Source organism: Flagellimonas sp. MMG031, from assembly GCF_040112705.1.
Lineage (GTDB): Bacteria > Bacteroidota > Bacteroidia > Flavobacteriales > Flavobacteriaceae > Flagellimonas.
On sequence record NZ_CP157804.1, the window covers coordinates 1221128 to 1239233 of the forward strand.

10 protein-coding genes and 1 tRNA gene are annotated in these 18106 nt (G+C 46.7%); 4 read left to right on the plus strand and 7 right to left on the minus strand.

Features of this window, described 5'->3' with window-relative positions; genetic code table 11:
* Positions 1-15 precede the first annotated feature (15 nt).
* Together polA and ABNE31_RS05485 are read right to left on the minus strand one after the other, a co-directional pair.
* Complete coding sequence (gene polA, locus ABNE31_RS05480) at positions 16-2850, minus strand: DNA polymerase I (RefSeq protein ID WP_349352661.1); 2835 nt, start codon at positions 2848-2850, stop codon at positions 16-18.
* Between the two features lie 280 nt (positions 2851-3130).
* Positions 3131-4132 (minus strand): N(4)-(beta-N-acetylglucosaminyl)-L-asparaginase, encoded by a 1002-nt coding sequence (locus ABNE31_RS05485; RefSeq protein WP_349352662.1) that lies wholly within the window; start codon positions 4130-4132, stop codon positions 3131-3133.
* A 40-nt stretch (positions 4133-4172) separates the two neighbouring features.
* Between ABNE31_RS05485 and ABNE31_RS05490 the strand changes: the two genes are divergently transcribed.
* The 3 genes from ABNE31_RS05490 to ABNE31_RS05500 all read left to right on the plus strand — a co-directional run bounded on the left by ABNE31_RS05490 (position 4173) and on the right by ABNE31_RS05500 (position 6565).
* A complete protein-coding gene (locus tag ABNE31_RS05490) occupies positions 4173-4892 on the plus strand; it encodes a copper homeostasis protein CutC (protein ID WP_349352663.1) in 720 nt (239 codons plus the stop codon).
* Between the two features lie 54 nt (positions 4893-4946).
* Positions 4947-6179 carry a metallophosphoesterase gene (locus tag ABNE31_RS05495; RefSeq protein ID WP_349352664.1) on the plus strand — a complete coding sequence of 411 codons (1233 nt, stop codon included), beginning with the start codon at positions 4947-4949 and terminating at the stop codon, positions 6177-6179.
* An 86-nt stretch (positions 6180-6265) separates the two neighbouring features.
* Entirely contained in the window at positions 6266-6565 is a 300-nt protein-coding gene (locus tag ABNE31_RS05500) for a thioredoxin family protein (protein ID WP_127142270.1), read from the plus strand.
* 33 nt (positions 6566-6598) lie between these two features.
* Here the strand turns inward: ABNE31_RS05500 and ABNE31_RS05505 are convergent, their stop codons facing one another.
* Positions 6599-9937: a DUF2723 domain-containing protein gene (locus ABNE31_RS05505; protein WP_349352665.1), complete on the minus strand. Its 3339-nt coding sequence runs from the start codon at positions 9935-9937 to the stop codon at positions 6599-6601.
* Between the two features lie 191 nt (positions 9938-10128).
* On the opposite strand from ABNE31_RS05505, the gene ABNE31_RS05510 reads away from it, so the two are divergent.
* Positions 10129-10200 (plus strand) — tRNA-Gln (locus tag ABNE31_RS05510).
* Between the two features lie 60 nt (positions 10201-10260).
* On the opposite strand, the gene ABNE31_RS05515 is transcribed toward ABNE31_RS05510, so the two are convergent.
* From ABNE31_RS05515 to ABNE31_RS05530, 4 genes are all read right to left on the minus strand, one after another.
* A complete protein-coding gene (locus ABNE31_RS05515; RefSeq protein ID WP_349352666.1) occupies positions 10261-12717 on the minus strand; it encodes a zinc-dependent metalloprotease in 2457 nt (818 codons plus the stop codon).
* Between the two features lie 185 nt (positions 12718-12902).
* Positions 12903-13505 (minus strand): YkgJ family cysteine cluster protein, encoded by a 603-nt coding sequence (locus tag ABNE31_RS05520; protein ID WP_293284208.1) that lies wholly within the window; start codon positions 13503-13505, stop codon positions 12903-12905.
* A 78-nt stretch (positions 13506-13583) separates the two neighbouring features.
* Positions 13584-14690 carry an adenylate/guanylate cyclase domain-containing protein gene (locus tag ABNE31_RS05525; protein ID WP_349352667.1) on the minus strand — a complete coding sequence of 369 codons (1107 nt, stop codon included), beginning with the start codon at positions 14688-14690 and terminating at the stop codon, positions 13584-13586.
* A gap of 28 nt (positions 14691-14718) precedes the next feature.
* Positions 14719-18087, minus strand: a complete 3369-nt coding sequence (locus ABNE31_RS05530) for a PA14 domain-containing protein (RefSeq protein ID WP_349352668.1) — start codon at positions 18085-18087, stop codon at positions 14719-14721.
* Between the last annotated feature and the right edge of the window lie 19 nt (positions 18088-18106).

The window sequence follows — 18106 nt, forward strand, 5'->3', positions numbered from 1 at the left end:
ATCAAAAAATATGCCTTAATGCGCCTCCAACCAATTCTCGCCAATACCCACTTCCACATCTAGCGGTACGGAGAGTTTATAGGCATTCTCCATTTCCGATTTGATGAGTTGTTTCATCTTGTCCAATTCCGGTTTGTAGCAATCGAACACCAATTCATCGTGTACTTGCAGCAGCATTTTGGTCTTGTACTTTCCTTCGGAAAGCTTTTTATGGATGTTGATCATCGCGATCTTAATAATATCCGCTGCACTTCCTTGAATGGGAGCGTTTACGGCGTTACGTTCCGCTGCGCCACGCACCACTTGGTTCCCCGCATTGATATCCTTTAAATATCTGCGACGGCCCAACACCGTTTGCACATAGCCGTGCTCACGGGCAAAATCCACTTGCTCGCTGATGTAATTGCGCAATTTGGGATAGGTCTTGTAGTAGGTGTCGATCAATTCCTTGGCTTCGGAACGGCTCAAATCCGTTTGGTTGCTCAACCCGAAGGCCGACACCCCATAAATAATGCCGAAGTTCACCGTTTTGGCGTTGCTACGCTGTTCGCGGGTCACCTCCTCAATCGGTACATTAAAAACTTTGGATGCGGTGGAAGCGTGAATGTCCTCCCCATTTTTAAAGGCAGAAATCATGGTGTCCTCCTCACTCAGGGCGGCAATAATGCGCAGCTCAATTTGGGAGTAATCCGCCGCCAAGAGGACGTAATTCTCGTCCCTTGGGATAAAGGCATTGCGAACTTGCCGTCCACGCTCGGTACGGATGGGGATGTTTTGCAAGTTCGGATTGTTGCTGCTCAAACGCCCCGTTGCAGCCACCGTTTGCATATAATCGGTATGTACCCGACCTGTTTTTTGCTGGACTTCGTTGGGCAGCGCATCCACATAGGTGCTTTTTAGTTTTGCCAATCCACGGTAGTCCAACACGTTTTTGATGATTTCGTGGTCCTTGGCCAAGTAGGACAGCACATCTTCCGAAGTGGAAAACTGACCTGTTTTGGTTTTTTTCGGTTTGTCCACCAATTTCAACTTGCCAAAAAGGATGTCGCCCAACTGTTTGGGGGAGGCAATGTTGAATTCTTCGCCGGCATCAGCATAGATTTTCTTTTCCAGTTCCGCAATGTCCTTATCCAATTGTTCCGAAAGGCCACCTAGATAATCCTTGTCCAGATTGATACCTTCCAGCTCCATATCCGCCAGCACGCGGAGCAACGGAATTTCAATCTCATCAAACAATTTGTCCGTATGGGCTTCCTTGAGTTCTGGAGTAAACTTTAGCCCCAGTTGAAACGTGATATCGGCGTCTTCCACAGCATATTCTGTTTGCTTTTCCAAAGGAACATCGCGCATACTGAGTTGGTTTTTGCCTTTTTTTCCAATGAGTTCGGTGATGGAAATGGGCGTATAGTTGAGGTAGGTCTCGGACAGCACATCCATGTTGTGACGCATATCGGGGTTGATGAGGTAGTGGGCCAGCATGGTATCGAACAATTTTCCTTTGACCTCTACACCATAATTTTGCATCACTTTGATGTCATATTTGAGGTTTTGCCCCACCTTTTCAATGGTTTCCGATTCAAAGAAGGGGCGCAATTTTTCAATCAATGGTTGTGCATCATTTTGATTGTTGGGGAAGGGCACATAAAACCCTTTGCCGGGCGACCAACTAAAGGCAATACCCACCAATTCGGCTTCCAACGGATTCAGGGAAGTGGTCTCGGTATCAAAACAGACGGAGGGTTGCTTCATCAGCATTTCCAGAAAAAGTTCCATGCCCTTGCCATCCTGAACCTTCTGATAAAAATGGGGTACGTCGCCAATGGTCAATCGGCTGTTTACATCCTTGATGGTGGCCGCGGCCTCCGAAGGGTCGCCACCAAATAGGGTAAACTGACCACTGCCTGCCACCTTGGCCTCTTCCTTGGCGGTTTGGGTACTGGTTACCTGAGTGGTCGCTTCCGCTTCTTCGGTGAATAATTTGATGAACTGATCCTTTAGTCTTCGGAATTCGAGTTCCTCAAAAATCTCTTGGACCTTCTCGGCATCAGGCGGACACATTTCGTAGTCTTCCGCATGGAATTGTACGTCACAATCCGTTTTGATCTCGGCCAATTTTCGGGATAAACGGCCCAACTCGGCATGTTCCTCCACTTTTTCCTTCATTTTGCCCTTCAGCTTGTCGGTATTGCTCAACAATCCTTCCATGGAATCGAACTGTTCGATGAACTTTTTGGCCGTTTTATCACCTACGCCCGGCAGTCCGGGAATATTGTCGCTGGCATCGCCCATCATTCCGAGGTAATCAATCACCTGTTCGGGGCGTTTCACGCCAAATCGTTTTTGCACTTCGGGGATGCCCCAAATTTCGATGCCGTTTCCCATTCGTGCAGGTCGGTACATAAAAATATTTTCGCTCACCAATTGCCCAAAATCCTTGTCGGGAGTCACCATAAACACCTTGTAGTTTTCTTTTTCGGCCTGTTTGGCCAAGGTGCCGATGAGGTCGTCGGCCTCATACCCCTCCAACTCCACTACGGGAATCTTCATGGCCTCCAAAATTTGCTGGATGTAGGGCACTGCTATACGGATGGCATCCGGAGTTTCATCCCGGTTTGCCTTGTAGTCTTCGAACATTTCGGTCCGCTCCACGCTACCTCCCTTGTCAAAGGCCACCGCCAAATGGTCAGGCTGTTCCCGTTTGATCACATCAAAAAGGGAGTTCATGAACCCCATAATGGCCGAGGTGTCCATCCCTTTGGAGTTGATTCGTGGGTTTTTAATGAGGGCATAGTAGCCACGGAAAATTAGCGCGTAGGCGTCTAAAAGAAACAGTCTTTTTTGGTCAGACATTTTATTCAGATATCAATGTTCAATAAAAAATAATAGCACCCGAAATGGGGTAGGGATTAAATGTACGAATTGCGTTTAAAAGATATGAGAATTGAGATATTAGATTTGAGAGGATTTGGGTTTAGCTTAAAGAGACGTGAGACGTGAGACGTGAGACGTGAGACGTGAGACAGGAGACAAGAAACAAGAGACAAGACGGATAAAACCAGCCGTCCTGATTCTTGAATCCAAAAGCAAAGCGGTCTTAAGTCTTTTGTCTATCAGCGCAGCGGTCTAACTGCTACTCATAAAAACTGGTCACCTCCCGGTTTTCATGTCCATTGGCAGAATATTCCCTATAGGTAAACCCGGGATGCACGCAGTAGCCGCCCGTTTCCCCATTTTTGTTGATGGCCAAAAACCCAATTTGGAAATCCTTTCGGCCCGCATTTTTCTTCATGATGCGTTTTACGCCTTCTTCACAGGCTTCTTGCGGACTTTTGCCCTGTCGCATCAATTCCACAATCAAAAAGCTGCCCACCGTGCGAATGACTTCCTCACCGACACCCGTTGCTGTTGCACCGCCCACTTCGTTATCGATAAACAGTCCTGCCCCAATAATAGGGGAGTCGCCAACACGCCCTGCTACTTTGTAGGCCATTCCGCTGGTGGTGCAAGCGCCGGCAATATCTCCATTTCCATCAATGGCAAGCATGCCAATGGTATCGTGGTTTTCTATATTGATGGTGGTCTCGTATTGGGAGGTTTTTAGCCACTCTTCGTACTGTTTTCGTGTGCTTTCGGTGAGTAAATCCTCTTTTGGGAAGCCCTGTTCGTAAGCAAATTTCTCTGCCCCTTTTCCCGCTAGGATGATGTGTGGGGTTACTTCCATCACTTTTCTGGCCACGGAAACTGGGTGCACAATATTTTGCATGCACACCACCGAACCACAATTCCCATCTTTGTCCATAATACAGGCGTCCAAAGTCACGTTTCCGTCACGATCGGGTCGGCCACCCTTGCCCACGGTCTCGTTGGTTTCGTCCGCTTCCTCGACCCTAACACCTTGCTCCACGGCATCTAGGGCATTACCACCCGATTTTAGTACTTCCCAAGCTTTCTCGGTAGCGTTGAAAAAGTTCCAGGTACACACCACAATGGGTTTGATGGGATTGGGAGTTGGAATTGTTGCAGCAGGAGCTACTTCGGGTTTTGTTTCGGTTTTACAAGCGACCAAATTGGAAGCGGCAACCAATCCGGCGGCGGAAAGGCTGGAATTTTTGAGGAATTTGCGTCGTTCCATGGGTTGGTATGTTTACTTTTATGAAGTTTAAAGATACAATATGCTGGTAGAAGTTTGCGCCAATTCGTTGGAATCGGCAAGGAATGCGGAAAGGGCAGGGGCGGACCGGATTGAACTCTGTTCGGAGCTGGGAGTGGGTGGCATCACCCCATCCGTAGGGCTTATTCAATTGGTGAAAAAGGAGCTGACCATTCCTGTTCATGTGTTGATACGTCCCAGAGGTGGACATTTCACCTATTCCGATGCTGAGTTTGAGGTGATGAGGGGCGATATTTTGGCGTGCAAGGCGCTAGGAGTGCAGGGCATTGTTTCTGGGATTTTGATGGAAGATTTTACGGTGGATGTAGAACGAATGAAGGTGTTGGTGGAACTGGCAAGGCCGTTGCACTTTACCTTTCACCGTGCATTCGATTGGGTAGCAGAGCCTTTGGAGGCCATCAAGCAGTTGGAAGAATTGGGGGTACAAACGATTTTGACTTCCGGAGGTGAAACCGCTGCAACAGAAGGCATCAAAAATTTGGCGGCTTGGCAACAAAAAACCTCGATGACCCTAATGCCCGGGGGAGGGGTGTCACCCCAAAACGCATCAAACTTCAAGGATATCGGACTCAAGGCTATCCATTGCTCCGGTACTTCTTTTGGGAAGGAATTGAAGCTGAGCGGAAAAATCAGTATGAATTCTTCCAAGCATTTGGTGGAACATCAGGTGGCCGTTTCCAATGTAGATACCCTAAAAGCCATCGTGCGTGCCGTTAAATAAATTTAAAAACCACTGTTTAATAGCAGATTAGCCCTAATTTTGTAAAAAAATTGTATGTCCCGATTTCTTGTTTTGGCAGTTCTTTATGTGGTGTTGGCCGTTTATGGCTTTCAGGCCTTCCGAACGCTTTTTAAAAGCCCTTTGATGCAATGGAGTTACATTGTGCTCTTTTTGGCTGCCTTGATTTTCTTGACTGTTAAGGTAATGACCTACGACCCCGGAGATGGCTTTAAGGGTACTGCTGCCATCGCGGGGACCATTTTTGCCGCTTTCTTTCTGTTGGCCTTGGTATTGGGTTTCTTTTTATTGTTGGAGGATGTGGTCCGTTTGATAGGCTACGGATACAACAAAATCGTTGGGATTTCGGAATCGGATGCAGGTTACTTTCCTTCGCGAAGGAAGTTCATCAGTGGTATTGCACTAGGTTTGGCGGCATTGCCCTTTGGGGCGTTGCTATATGGCATGTACCGTGGCAAATACAACTATCAGGTACTGAAATACGAGCTAGAGTTTGATGACCTTCCGGACGCCTTCCATAATTATCAGATTACACAGATTTCCGATGTGCACAGTGGCAGTTTTGATGATTATAAAAAGGTGGAATACGGAGTAAATCTTATCAATGATCAACAAAGTGATGTCATCTTTTTTACAGGGGATATCGTAAACAATCGCTCAACGGAGTTGGAACCTTGGAAAGATGTCTTTTCCCGTTTGGAGGCCAAGGATGGTGTATTTTCCATTTTGGGCAACCACGATTACGGGGATTATGCCGTGTGGGATACGGAAGAGCAAAAGGCACAAAATATGGAGGATCTTAAGAACATGCAAAAGGAAATGGGCTTTGACCTCTTGTTGAACTCCAACCGTTTTTTGGAGAAAGATGGACAGAAAATTGCCTTGGTAGGTGTGGAGAATTGGGGTAGAGGTGGCTTCAAGAAAGCCGGCGATTTGCAAAAGGCGAAGGAAGGTGTTTCCCCAGAGGATTTTAAAATATTGTTGAGCCACGATCCCTCCCATTGGGAAGATGTGGTGCTCCATGATGATTACCACTTTCATTTGACCTTAAGCGGACATACCCACGGCATGCAGTTTGGTGTGGAGATTCCAGGTTGGATTAAGTGGAGCCCGGTAAAATGGCGCTACAAATATTGGGCTGGTATCTACAAAGAGTTAGATCAATTTATCAATGTGAACCGAGGTTTTGGATTTATCGGTTATCCCGGTCGCTTTGGTATCTATCCAGAGATTTCGGTAATCACATTAAAAAAGAAGGGATTGGCTTAAATGGATTTCCTCTTATGGCCTAAACTTCACAGGCTGTAAAAAACATTCACATTTTTTCTTACATTTGACTGTAAACCTTAGAATACATGTCCAAATTCGGAGAACTTATAGATTTACAGGTCCCAGTATTGTTAGACTTTTATGCAGAATGGAACGAGCAATCGACCGCCATGCACCCTGTGCTGAGCGATGTGGCCGCTGCCCTTGGTGATAAAGGCAAGGTTATAAAGATTGATGTGGACAAAAATAAAGAACTATCCCAAGCCCTAAGGATTAAAGGGCTGCCCACTTTGATGATCTACAAAAAAGGGGAGATGGTATGGCGACAGAGCGGCGAGCAGGACGCCAATACGTTAATAGGAATCCTAAACGAATATATCAAATAAAAAAAGCGAGGTGTTGGCCTCGCTTTTTTTATGCTATTGTTCCTCATCCGGGATAATGGATTCCGGAATGGTATCGGGTGCATCCAATAGAACTGTGTCTTCCATATCTGGATCTATGGGGATGGGTTCGTCCAACACATCCTCTTCCTCATCTACAAATTGGGAGAACATGTCAATATATTCATTGAAGATGATGGTTTCTGATTCGGCCAGTTCTTTGTCCCCGTTTTCAATTAAGATGTCAATGTTTCTTCTGTAGGCCTGCATATCGGAGAGGATGTCGTCTATTTTATCGTACTGCTCATCCAAAGGAATGTTGGCGTAGTATTCCAGATGTTCCTGATATACTTTCTTGAGTTTGCCGAACAGCTCTCGCGCCTTTTCGGTCTCGCCCACTTTGTAATAGCCGTCCACAAAGGGTTCTACAAAGGCATAGAAACCATAGTGGTCCACAGGCATGTTGTCCATGGCAATATTGATGACGTCCTTCGCCTTGTCAATGTTGTTCTCGGCAATTAAGGTTTCCATCAATCGGGCCAAATTGCTTCGGAAGGACAGTCCTTGTGAGCGGGTCTGGGGGTCGTGGTAAATATCATCACTGCCAGAGTTACCCCAATCCCAATCTTTTACGATGTCGTACATCAACTCGGAGTCGATGCGTCCCATTTCGAAAGAATTGCGGTTCGGGGTTTTTATGGGTACCAGTTTATAAACAAGGCCATCCAGTTGAAGGTAATCCTTCATCCAAATGTATTCTGCACTGTCAAAACTTCCGCCAGAGAAGTAAATGGGTCGTTTCCAATCATTGTTGGCAATGAGGTCCAGCATCATGATCCTGTTTTTGGCCAAGGCGCTTTGCGGTAGGTCAATATCGATATAATCGACAATGAGGGCCGAATCTTTTTCCTTGACCAACCCACTTTCCAACACATTTTGCTTGTTGACCGGAATCCTGATTTTATTGGTAGGATAGTACACAATGTCCAGAGTGCTTTCAGAATATTGACTCAGATCGGCTCCTTGATTGGTCAAGATATGCCTAAACTTGGTCTGAGGCTTGTCGCTGCCTATCCAGTTGACAAAATCCTTGATGTTCCACCTATTATCGGTGATACCTTGATAGTAGACCGCATCGCGGGTTCCATAGCTGTATTTGTCGTGCGTCAATTGTGATGGGATGGGGTCGCTTTCATAGGCCTTTCGCTTCATCTGGTCGATGTACCAGTCGGTAGCAAAGAGGCTGGTATTGATTACACGGACATCGGTTCTATAATTTTCAATTTCCTGGGCGTACCAAATCGGGAAGGTGTCATTATCCCCGATAGTAAACAGTATGGCTCCGGCATCTTCCTGACACGAATCCAAATAGGCCTTTGCGGTTGCCGGGGCGGTATATCTGCCAGAACGATCATGATCATCCCAGTTTTGGAAAGCCATTAACAACGGTACGGCCAACAGGCAAATCGTAGTGATCGCAGGTGCGGCAATTTTGGCCGATATCAACTTTTTAAACTCTTCAAAAAGGCCATACACCCCTAAACCGATCCAGATACAGAAGACATAAAACGAACCCACGAGGGAATAATCCCTTTCCCGTGGCTGGAAGATGTAAGGGTTGGTATAAAATTGAATGGCGAGACCGGTAAACATAAAGAACACGAAGAGGACCCAAAACTGTTTGGGGTTTCGTGATATTTGGAAGACAATACCCAAAATACCCAACAGCAAGGGCAAAAAGAAATAGGTGTTGCGCCCTTTGTTATTCTTCCAATCGCTGGGAAGATTTTCTTGACTTCCCAATCTAATGCTGTCCATAAAATTGATGCCGCTCAGCCAGTTTCCGTTTTCATCGTATCTGCCCTGTACGTCGTTCTGTTTCCCCACAAAATTCCACATAAAGTAGCGCATGTACATATAGCTGAACTGGAAATCAAATAGGTACTCCAAATTTTGCCCCAATGTTGGTGGCTGTACCTCGATATATTCCCCGAACTCCCTTAAAAAGCGGATATATTGATCGGTGTCCAGTTCTCCTTGGGAGTAGGCTGTTTTAAATTGGTTGACGGCTTCCCGTAGGTCGTTGTTGGAGATGTACTCCGATTTGATTCGGAAATCCAGTGCGCCAAAATATTTCATGTAGTTCTCGGCATGTTGGTCGCTCCACATCCTCGGTAAAAATCCTACGTGTTTTTCGTTGGGTCCGGGTATGGCGCCTTTGTAATGGTTGACCACCACATATTTACCGAGCTCCAAGTCCTTTTCATATTTGGGGCTATCGTCCCGGTCCTCTCCCGAGGGTGCAAAGGCATCCGAATAATAGGCACCATACACTGGGCTGTCCACTCCAGGATACTGTTCCCTATTGTAGTAGGCCAAAAGGGCACGTGCATCGGCCGGGTTGTTTTCGTTTACAACGGTTTTGGCATTTGCACGGATGGGAAGCATCAACCAAGAGGAAAACCCAAGGATGAGGAACATCAGGCATAATACCACAATATTGGCATTGTAATAGTTGTGCTTTCGGGTGTACTTCAATCCAAAATAGAAAGCGGCCACAAAGAGCAGTCCCATGATGATGGATCCCGAATTAAATGGCAGTCCAATCTCATTGATAAAGAATACCTCGCTCCAACCAAAGAGTTCCAATACGTAGGTCAAAGAGAATTTATAGACTAAAATCAAAATGCCGACCACGATGATGTTGGCCAGCAAAAAGTTTTTTACGGTCGTGGTCTTGTATCTTTTAAAGTAATAGAGCAATCCGATGGATGGAATGGCCAAAAAGCCCATAAACTGTATTCCGAAGGTAAGACCGATCACAAAACAAATGAGCATGAGCCAGCGGTGACTCCGAGGGTCGTCCAAGTTGTCCGTCCATTTAAGTCCCAGCCAAAGCAACAATGCCATGATCAAGCTTGCCATGGCGTACACTTCCGTTTCCACGGCATTGAACCAAAAACTATCTGAAAAGGTGAAGGCCAGTGCACCGACCAATCCGCTCCCTAAAATGGCAATGGCCTTGCTGTTGGTGATTTCAGCTTTTTTACCGACCAATTTGCCCGCTAGGTTAGTAATGGTCCAAAAGGTGAACAATACCGCAAAGGCACTGGAAACTATGGATACTGCATTGACCATGAGCGCAATCTTGGTTTCATCGCCAAAGGCGAACATGGCAAAGAAAGCGCCGATCATTTGCAACAATGGAGCTCCCGGTGGGTGCCCAACCTGCAATTTTGCGGAGGTGGAAATATATTCCCCTGCATCCCAAAAACTTCCTGTGGGTTCTACCGTTAGGGCATACACAATAAAGGCTATGGCGAAGGAAACCCACCCAAGGATGGTATCCCATTTTTTGAAGTCTTTTGCAAACATAGTAGTTGGTTGTTAACCGAATTGTGGCGAATTTAGTAAATCTCGAACAGAAGCCTAGCCCTTTTTGGAAAACCTTTAACACGGGAAAGGGATAAAAATCGCGTGTATTCTTTTCAAAAATATTTGTTGATACCAAAGTTTGTTTTAAATTTGCACGCTCAAAAGCTGATAGCATTTAGCTTTTATGGTACTGGCCTATGGTGTAATTGGTAACACAGCTGATTTTGGTTCAGTCGTTCAAGGTTCGAGTCCTTGTAGGCCAACGAAAAAGCCCCGCAAATGAAAGTTTGCGGGGCTTTTCTTTTGGGTGATACCCTTATTGACTATTCGCTATCGAAAAGCTCATCGATTTTGGCGATGGCATTTTCGTAGTGATACTTCGTCATCGTATTTACGTTTGCGTTTTTGGCCCTGTTCAGGGTCCTTTTTAGCGTAGTCAGTTCTCCGCGTACCAATGTTCGTACATCGGAAGTTTCCACATTATAATTGGAAGCATCGTTATCCGTGAGCAAATCCGCCATATAGTCCAAATAGGTGTTCTGTAAATTTCTACGGTACAGTTCTACATTCCTGCTTCGATAGGCTTCGCTCCAAAGCCCTTTTCGCAAATCGCTCAACATTTCGTAGGCGCTGTAATTGTCGTCTTGGGTCGTTTCGGAATTGATTAACCTGCCCAAGGTTTCCAATCCCATCAACTGGTTGAGTTGCGAAGATTGTACTCTTCTCACATTTTCAAAGTACGCGGTATGGTCAATGTTCTGCAATACCGAAGTGTCCAAAAGCCATTCTGGGGTTTCAAAAATATTTTTGTGCAACCATTCCATCGATTTGCGCTGTTCCTTTGCGCTCAGGGCGGTATAGACCGTACCCTCTTGTTGCGGTGTCTTGATATTTTCATACACACCACCCACGTTGCGGGCCACATGCCGCACATATCGATTGAAAACTCCTAAAAGTTCCCCATAAAGTTCCTCCAAATCATCATAATCGTTGGTTTGGTCCGAGGTCCAGGAAGGAAGCTGGGTCATCACATATTTTAAATTTTTGATGCCGTAGGTACTCGCTTTTATGGGGTCGTCACCGATGCACTCCGTTTGCGACTGCGGATCAAAATAGCTGGACTGACGGCCATACTTGAACTTGGGGTCGTCCGCCTTTTCCAAAATCCATTGGTTCAAGGTTGCCTTTTCATCTTCAGGTTCTTGGATATTGGGCAGCCATCTGTATCCCCAGTTAACAGCGTAGTGATCATAGGGACCCATTTGGCGAATGAAACGGATATTTTCATCACCGGGCTGTGCCACATAATTGTACCGGGCGTAATCCATGATACTTGCTGCGATACCGTTCTTTTGTGTAAAACTACCGCTGCGAAGCGAGTCCACGGGATAGGCATAGCTGGCCGCCATATTGTGCGGAAAACCCAATGCATGCCCCACTTCGTGGGCAATGACCATTCGCATCATTTCACCGATTTCCTCATCTGGCGTGTCCAAGGTGCGTGCGGAGGGGTTGGCGGCACCTGTCTCCAATAAATATCGGTTACGATAGCTGCGCAAGTGGTTGTGGTACCATATAATATCACTTTCAATAATTTCGCCACTTCTAGGGTCGGATACGCTGGGGCCAACCGCATTTCGCGTGGTGCTTGCCACATAACGTACCACGGAATAACGGATGTCCTCTGGGCTAAACTCTGGGTCTTCCTCTGGGGTCGGGGCATCCTTGGCGATGATCGCATTTTTGAATCCGGCCGTTTCAAACGGCTTTTGCCAGTCTTCAATACCTTGCTTAATGTATTTTTGCAGGTTTTCGGGGGTTCCCGGGTCCAAATAGTAAACGATGGGTTTTACAGGTTCAACCAACTCGCCCCTAGCGTAGGCCTCGGGGTCCATGGGCTCCAATCGCCAACGGCGGATATACCTTTTTTGGTCGGCCTTCAATTTAGGGCTTCCATAATCGATTTGTGATACGGTGAAGAAACCTACCCTAGGGTCGTTTAACCTGGGTGTCATCGGTTCTTCGGGCAACAAAATCATGGATTGGTTCATTTGCAGGCTGATGGAGCCCGTGTCCGAAAAAGAAGGTGGTTCCGAAGCATCGTAAGTGAAGTCCTGTTTTACCTCTATGTTCTCTGGAAAACTTTTGATGCTGTTGATGAAACTACGGGATTGGTCCAACTTTTTGACCTTGTAACGTTGTCTTAACCGTGACGATAAACCACTGATGGCTGCCACATCGGTGGTGAAGAGTTTATCCACCTGAATGACCGCGGCGGTAGAATCGGCATTAAATGCCTTGATGTCAAAAGCGAACAAAATCGGTTCAAAGTTGTTCACCTTTACGGAATTGCTAATGGCCTTAGTGCTGTCCGCGATGTTGGTGTACGATTTGACCCTAAGTAAGATCTTATTTTGGTAGCGTTGCCAGTGGACCACTTGTTCGTTGGTCTTGGAGCCGGCATTTACATAGCCTCCCCCGAGGTTGTCGGGAATCTGGGCTATCCGGCTTACCCAAAGCATGTCCTTTTCCAAGAGATCGAAGGGAATTTCGTAAAAATAATCCTGTTCCATTTGGTGTACCTTGAACAGGCCGTCGTCGGTCACCGCATCTTCCGTGATGACATCACCGTATTTTTTGATGCCGTTTTTGTCTTTTTTAGGTTTTTCTGCGGTGGCTTCCTTTTTGTTTTTGTTCTTTTTCTTGCCAAAAAGTTGTGCTTGGGCGTTATGCGTCAATACAAGCGAAAAGAGTCCAAAAATCAGGAGTTTTTTAATCATGGTCGGTTTCAATTTAAATTCCAAAAGGGACAAAGTAGGAAAAAGTAGGCGAACCTATTTTCTTTTTATGAAACATTAACAAGTACTGTCCGCAAACGTCTTTGCGAATTCAATTGAAGCCCGAGTTAAATCACAAATAGCTTAAAGGAAATATGGTAGTGCTGAAACGAAAAGTACTCGGCTACCTAGACGCACTGTTTGTCCGAACTGGGGATGGGCCTATAGGTGTAATACTGGAGCACTTCTTCCAAAGCCATTTTAAGCGCCTTGTTTATAGGCATCACTTTGGTTCCCAGTTGAAAATCTATTTGTCCCAATTGCATGTAGTAGTCCGTAAAAACAGGCACGTACATCCCTTCTGAAATGGCCTTTTGGGTGGCCAAGTAATTTTCCTCCTGATTTTCCTTGATGACCTTGCAGGTAGCCAACCGTAGGTTTCCGTGCTTGTCGCGGTTGGCCGCATAGCCGAACAATCTGCAGATAAGCCCCCTATGACGGTAACTGCCGCAATGACCCTTTCCGATGATGGAGACCGGATTGAGGATAAAACAGGTCGCTCCGGGATTTTCGGTCAAACTGATCAAGGCATCTTCCGCCTTGCCGGATAAAAATAGATGGAAGGCCCAAGGCAAAAACTCCAAGGGCGAAGCATCGATATTGGGGTAGGTACAACATTTTCCACAACCCGAAACACAACCAATTCCCGAATTTTTTTGGAATTGTTCGGTTTCTTTCTCCAATTGATCGAACAACCGTTCGACCGATCGGACTTTCTGTTCCAGTGTCATTTTGCGGCACCGAAATTATATCATATTTCGATACGCGGTAAAAATATTTTTTAAAAAATCAAAGGCTGAAAATCAGGTCTAAAAAATGCCATTGTTGTGGGCAAAAAGTTCAACCACTTCCTGTCTTCCTTCGAGTTCCATTTTTCCCAAGGATGTAAATGTAAGTGCATCTGATTTTGGCAGTTCCCCCACAAGGTCGCCAGAAACCAAAAGGTCCTGCTCAAGGGATTTGCACAACTTTTGGATGCGTGCAGTAACGTTAAGTACATCACCAGTAAAGAAAATTTCCTTTTTAAGCGCGCCGATTTCACCCGTGGTCACTTTTCCCAAATGTAGGCCTGCCCGGAAAGATGGCACCATACCATAAGTAGTGCTAAAATAATCCGATTTTTGTTGCAGACTGAGCTTCATGGCGATGAAACAGCGGATGCAGTTTTGGTTGTGCAATCCATCCTTTTCCTTCCATGTGATTACGATTTCATCGCCCACATATTGGTACACTTCGCCTCTGAATTGGATAATGGCATCTGACAGTTGGTTATAATAATCGCTCAAAAACCGGAAATAGGCTTTGTGTCCTAATTGCTCTGCAAGCGAGGTGGAGGATTTCATATCCAAAAACATAAAAACTCTGGATTCCTCCTTGGGCTTATGGTATTTTCCGGAGAAAAAATTGAGCAATACATTATGGCCAAGGTGTTCGCTGATTCCAGCATAAATGAGGGATACAAAAATGCTGAAGGACAAGGATACCATGGTGCTCAGAAAGGTGGTGCTGGAGATGTAGTTGGCAAATTTTTCCCAGACTTGATGGTCCAGGAGGGAGCTATTGGACTCGATACTGGCGGCAATGGGGAAGGTAATCAAGTTGATGAGCAACATGAACAAAATGTAGAATCCCATTTTATACAGGATTTTTTGTCCGAAGCTTTTGGATTTGAACCGTTTGCCCATCCAAAGTACTTCTACCGAACCCATCAAAATGCCAACCAGAAATACAGCCAAGGAAGCGAAGAGCAAAATGCTCCATGTTACGGTGATGTCGGTTTCAGGGCGTTGGTTCTCGTAGCCTGTGGCCATGGATTCTATGAGCAGGATAAACCAGCTCAGGACCAGCCAAATGATGCCAAAGGGCAAAATGCGCTTTAGGTGATGAAGGGTTTTCGGGTTTCGAAAGACATCCATCCGCTAAAGATAAGATGATTTTGGATTCCTAGTTCTTGTTTACCCGATAGGTAACGCCCCTGTTAGTGATCACTCTCCCCGCTTTCATGGTCAAGGTGGCCTCGTCGGAGGTCAACGGAGTACAACTCCCACTACTGTTGGAAACAAGTACCCTAAACAGGTATCCATCTTTATTGCTGTCGGGTGAAAGCACCGTTAATGTGGCCGTTTGGGTGCCCGAGTATTCGGACCCATCAATGATAGGTGCAAAGTTGCTTCCGCCGTCGGTGCTCACTTCCCATTGATAGGTGTCCACATTGCTCGCGGATACGGTGAAGCTACCATTGTTTCCAATGACCACGGTCTGGTTGGTGGGTTGGGTGTCGATTGTGAAAGGAGCAACAGTAATGGTTTGTTCCACGTCGAGGGAGTTGCCCGCTGCGTCGGTAATGCGATATGTTCTTGTGATGGTCTCTGGGTTGCTTCCGCCATCACTAACGTCACTTACGAAGGTAACCGTTGGATTTGGGTCGCAATTGTCCGCTTCATCGGTAATCAGATTGATATCAGACGTTGGAATGTCATCCGTACAATGTACCGTTACAGGTGCTGGGGCGCTGGCTGTAGGGGCAACAGATTCTACGGTAATGGTCGTGGTGGCGGCAAGGTCCGGGTAAGGCGGATCTCCGGGCATTCCTCCATATTCCACTAAGTAACCTTTAGGTTGATACACCCCACTATTGGCACCTGTATTGGAAAGGTCGTTCCAGGATCCAGGGAGTCCCACACCCGGTGCTGTAATATGTGCATAATCTTCATTTCCTGAGTTGTTGGGCTCTCCAGAGTTCCAGAATTCATAACTAAACGCGGTTCCGCCTGCGCCGCCTCTCCAGAATAACGTGCCTGCTTCAGGGCCTGTTACCCAATACCAATCGCCTTCGAGGGCAGCGTCACTGGCTCCAATCCATCCTGCCCCTGGAGCTTGCGATCCCAAAAGGTCGGATTCGTCCTGAACGGAAATAGTCGCCAAATAGCCCTGAAGTCCGTAAAACGTGCGTAATGCTGCTGCATCCCTGGCAGCAGTCCAAGTAATGCCCTCGGAGGGTATGTACTCATAATAATGGCCTGTAGATTCCAGATAATTGGCTTCGTTCATCACTATGGAGAAAGTTCTTGTTTCACCAGCGGTTACGGTTGCAGTCGTTTCAAACACCACTGCACTGATGGCCGCCTCAAATTCGGCCAAAGTTGCGGGTCCGTTGAGCAAAAGCCTTCCTTCGGAGGTGTCCCAAGTGGCTGAAATGTTCGGATGGGTGCCCGTTAGACTAAGGACATCCCCCGAAACATCGTAGTTCGAGGTCACTTGAACATATACTGCATCCAAGGTGCTGCTGTCCGGGTCAGTGATTTCCACGCTTTCAACCACAGGAATGGTGTCGCCTGGGCAAAAGGTTTGATTTCCAGTAGCGGTGATGGATGGAGGTTCGTTGTCATCAAAGGTATCGTCCCTAAAGTCCAAATCGCCCCCTGAGGCAACATCCCCATCGGAATCTGGTAGTAATATTGAGCCTCCATTGGTGTTCAAAGGGTTATCAATGGTACCTCCTGGATCATCGTATCCTGTGGTGGTATCTGTCGCATTATCGAGTCCATCACCGTCGCTATCGGAACCGGCTAAAGTCAGGGTTGCTTCGGTAGTGTCTGGTGTACCATCATTATCACTGTCGGTGTCCATAAAGTCGGGTGTGCCGTCCCCATCTGTATCCACTGGGGAAAGCCCGCTTCCCTCGTAGGCGTTATCGAGACCATTGCCATTGGAGTCACTGCCCGAAGGAGCTGTATAGGCCAAAGATGTTTGGGCTTCCAAATTATCGGGAATCCCATCACCGTCACTGTCCAAGTCTTGGTAGTTAGGGATTCCATCGCCATCGGTATCCACGGTGGTGCAATCCACCGAACCGCCATAACTGGCGCCATAGACCCGGGCACCGACCTGCCAAGCAATTACCTTTATATATTGTAAACTAGTTCCGTTTACGGTAAAGGTGACTTCACGAATGGAGCCTGGGGTAGTGCCATTGGCACCGGCCAGCCAGCCGTCATTTCCTCCACCTGCCGAAGAGCGTTGTATTTGCATATCAGTGCTGGACACTGCCGGGTCTGCCCCAAGAAAAACGCTTACGGAAGTTCCGACCGGAACAGGTTGGGCAAATTGTAAGAGTATTTCGGATTGTCCTTGGTAGGTAGAAACCGCATTGGCGGCAAAGGAAGTGCCAGGGTTACCTTCGGCATTGGACGGATTGGTAAAGAATTGCAGATTGGTGGCGTTTTGCACAAAATTTCCGCTGGCGCCTCCACATTCGTCAATATCCAAGATGCCATCGTTGTCATCATCCACATCGGCAACATCATCCACACCATCGCCATCGAGGTCCGCACTGCCAACACTACAAGTGGAATACAGTTTGGAAAATGGGATGTTTTGCTTGGAAATGGATGGTCCTTGATACTGAACGGTAAGCGTCTCGCCACCGCTATTTTCAAAAAATAGGACGGTAATATCGTGCAGTCCTGCGGTTAAGGAAATAGTGCCCGACCGTTCCTGTGATCCATGAAGTCCATCATTGTCCACCACTTCTGTTCCGTTGATGTAGAGTTTGGAGCCATCATCCGAAGTGGTGAAAAACGTATAAGTTCCGGGTGTATCTATTTGGATAAAGCCGCTATACCGAATACTAAAAGTGTTGTTGTCGCCAGGGTCTTCTTGGTTTTGGAGGGCGTCCACATCAAAACTGGTATAGGTGCCCGAGCCCAAGAAACCTGAGGTGGGAATATTATCAACTGTGTTGCCAGAGGGAGTGCTATCGTAAAACTCGAAGTCAACTTCACCGTTGCATATTCCAGAAGTGCCTTCCACGAGAACATTGTCAATAAAGTATTGTTCGTCGTTATTGTCATTGTCCATCCGTACCCTAACTTCCAAATCGGAGTTTCCTGTGACAGGTATGATAAAGGAGTAGGATGGTGCCAAAGGATCGGAATCTGAACCCGAAGCGTTCACAAATTGCTGCCATGAGCCTCCGTCGACGCGGTATTCCCCAATCAAATAATCGTTACCATTGTCCATCTCGTCCTCATCGTCCACCCAGGTATCCATACTGAAGCTGATAACATCGTATCCAGAAATATTGATGGTGCTGGTTTGCCATATACCTTCTGCATCCAAGTTGCGAGCTCTTAGGGCATTGTTTCTGGTGGATAGCCTGTTGCCACGATTTGTGCTCCAGCTGCTGCCGGATGCCCCAGTGGCTGCTCCGTTTTCGGTACCGTTGGAATAGCTGTTAAAATTTTCACTCCAAAGCGTGGTCTGTGCAAAAGATAATGTGGTTCCTAAAAGAAAGAGTGCAAAAATGAGCATCCATCTTATGGGATAATGA

Bases quoted from the DNA above. Each gene is read 5' to 3' on its own strand.
- polA (WP_349352661.1), bottom strand. From the start codon at position 2,850: ATGTCTGACCAAAAAAGACTGTTTCTTTTAGACGCCTACGCGCTAATT.
- ABNE31_RS05485 (WP_349352662.1), bottom strand. From the start codon at position 4,132: ATGGAACGACGCAAATTCCTCAAAAATTCCAGCCTTTCCGCCGCCGGA.
- ABNE31_RS05490 (WP_349352663.1), top strand. From the start codon at position 4,173: ATGCTGGTAGAAGTTTGCGCCAATTCGTTGGAATCGGCAAGGAATGCG.
- ABNE31_RS05495 (WP_349352664.1), top strand. From the start codon at position 4,947: ATGTCCCGATTTCTTGTTTTGGCAGTTCTTTATGTGGTGTTGGCCGTT.
- ABNE31_RS05500 (WP_127142270.1), top strand. From the start codon at position 6,266: ATGTCCAAATTCGGAGAACTTATAGATTTACAGGTCCCAGTATTGTTA.
- ABNE31_RS05505 (WP_349352665.1), bottom strand. From the start codon at position 9,937: ATGTTTGCAAAAGACTTCAAAAAATGGGATACCATCCTTGGGTGGGTT.
- ABNE31_RS05515 (WP_349352666.1), bottom strand. From the start codon at position 12,717: ATGATTAAAAAACTCCTGATTTTTGGACTCTTTTCGCTTGTATTGACG.
- ABNE31_RS05520 (WP_293284208.1), bottom strand. From the start codon at position 13,505: ATGACACTGGAACAGAAAGTCCGATCGGTCGAACGGTTGTTCGATCAA.
- ABNE31_RS05525 (WP_349352667.1), bottom strand. From the start codon at position 14,690: ATGGATGTCTTTCGAAACCCGAAAACCCTTCATCACCTAAAGCGCATT.
- ABNE31_RS05530 (WP_349352668.1), bottom strand. From the start codon at position 18,087: ATGCTCATTTTTGCACTCTTTCTTTTAGGAACCACATTATCTTTTGCA.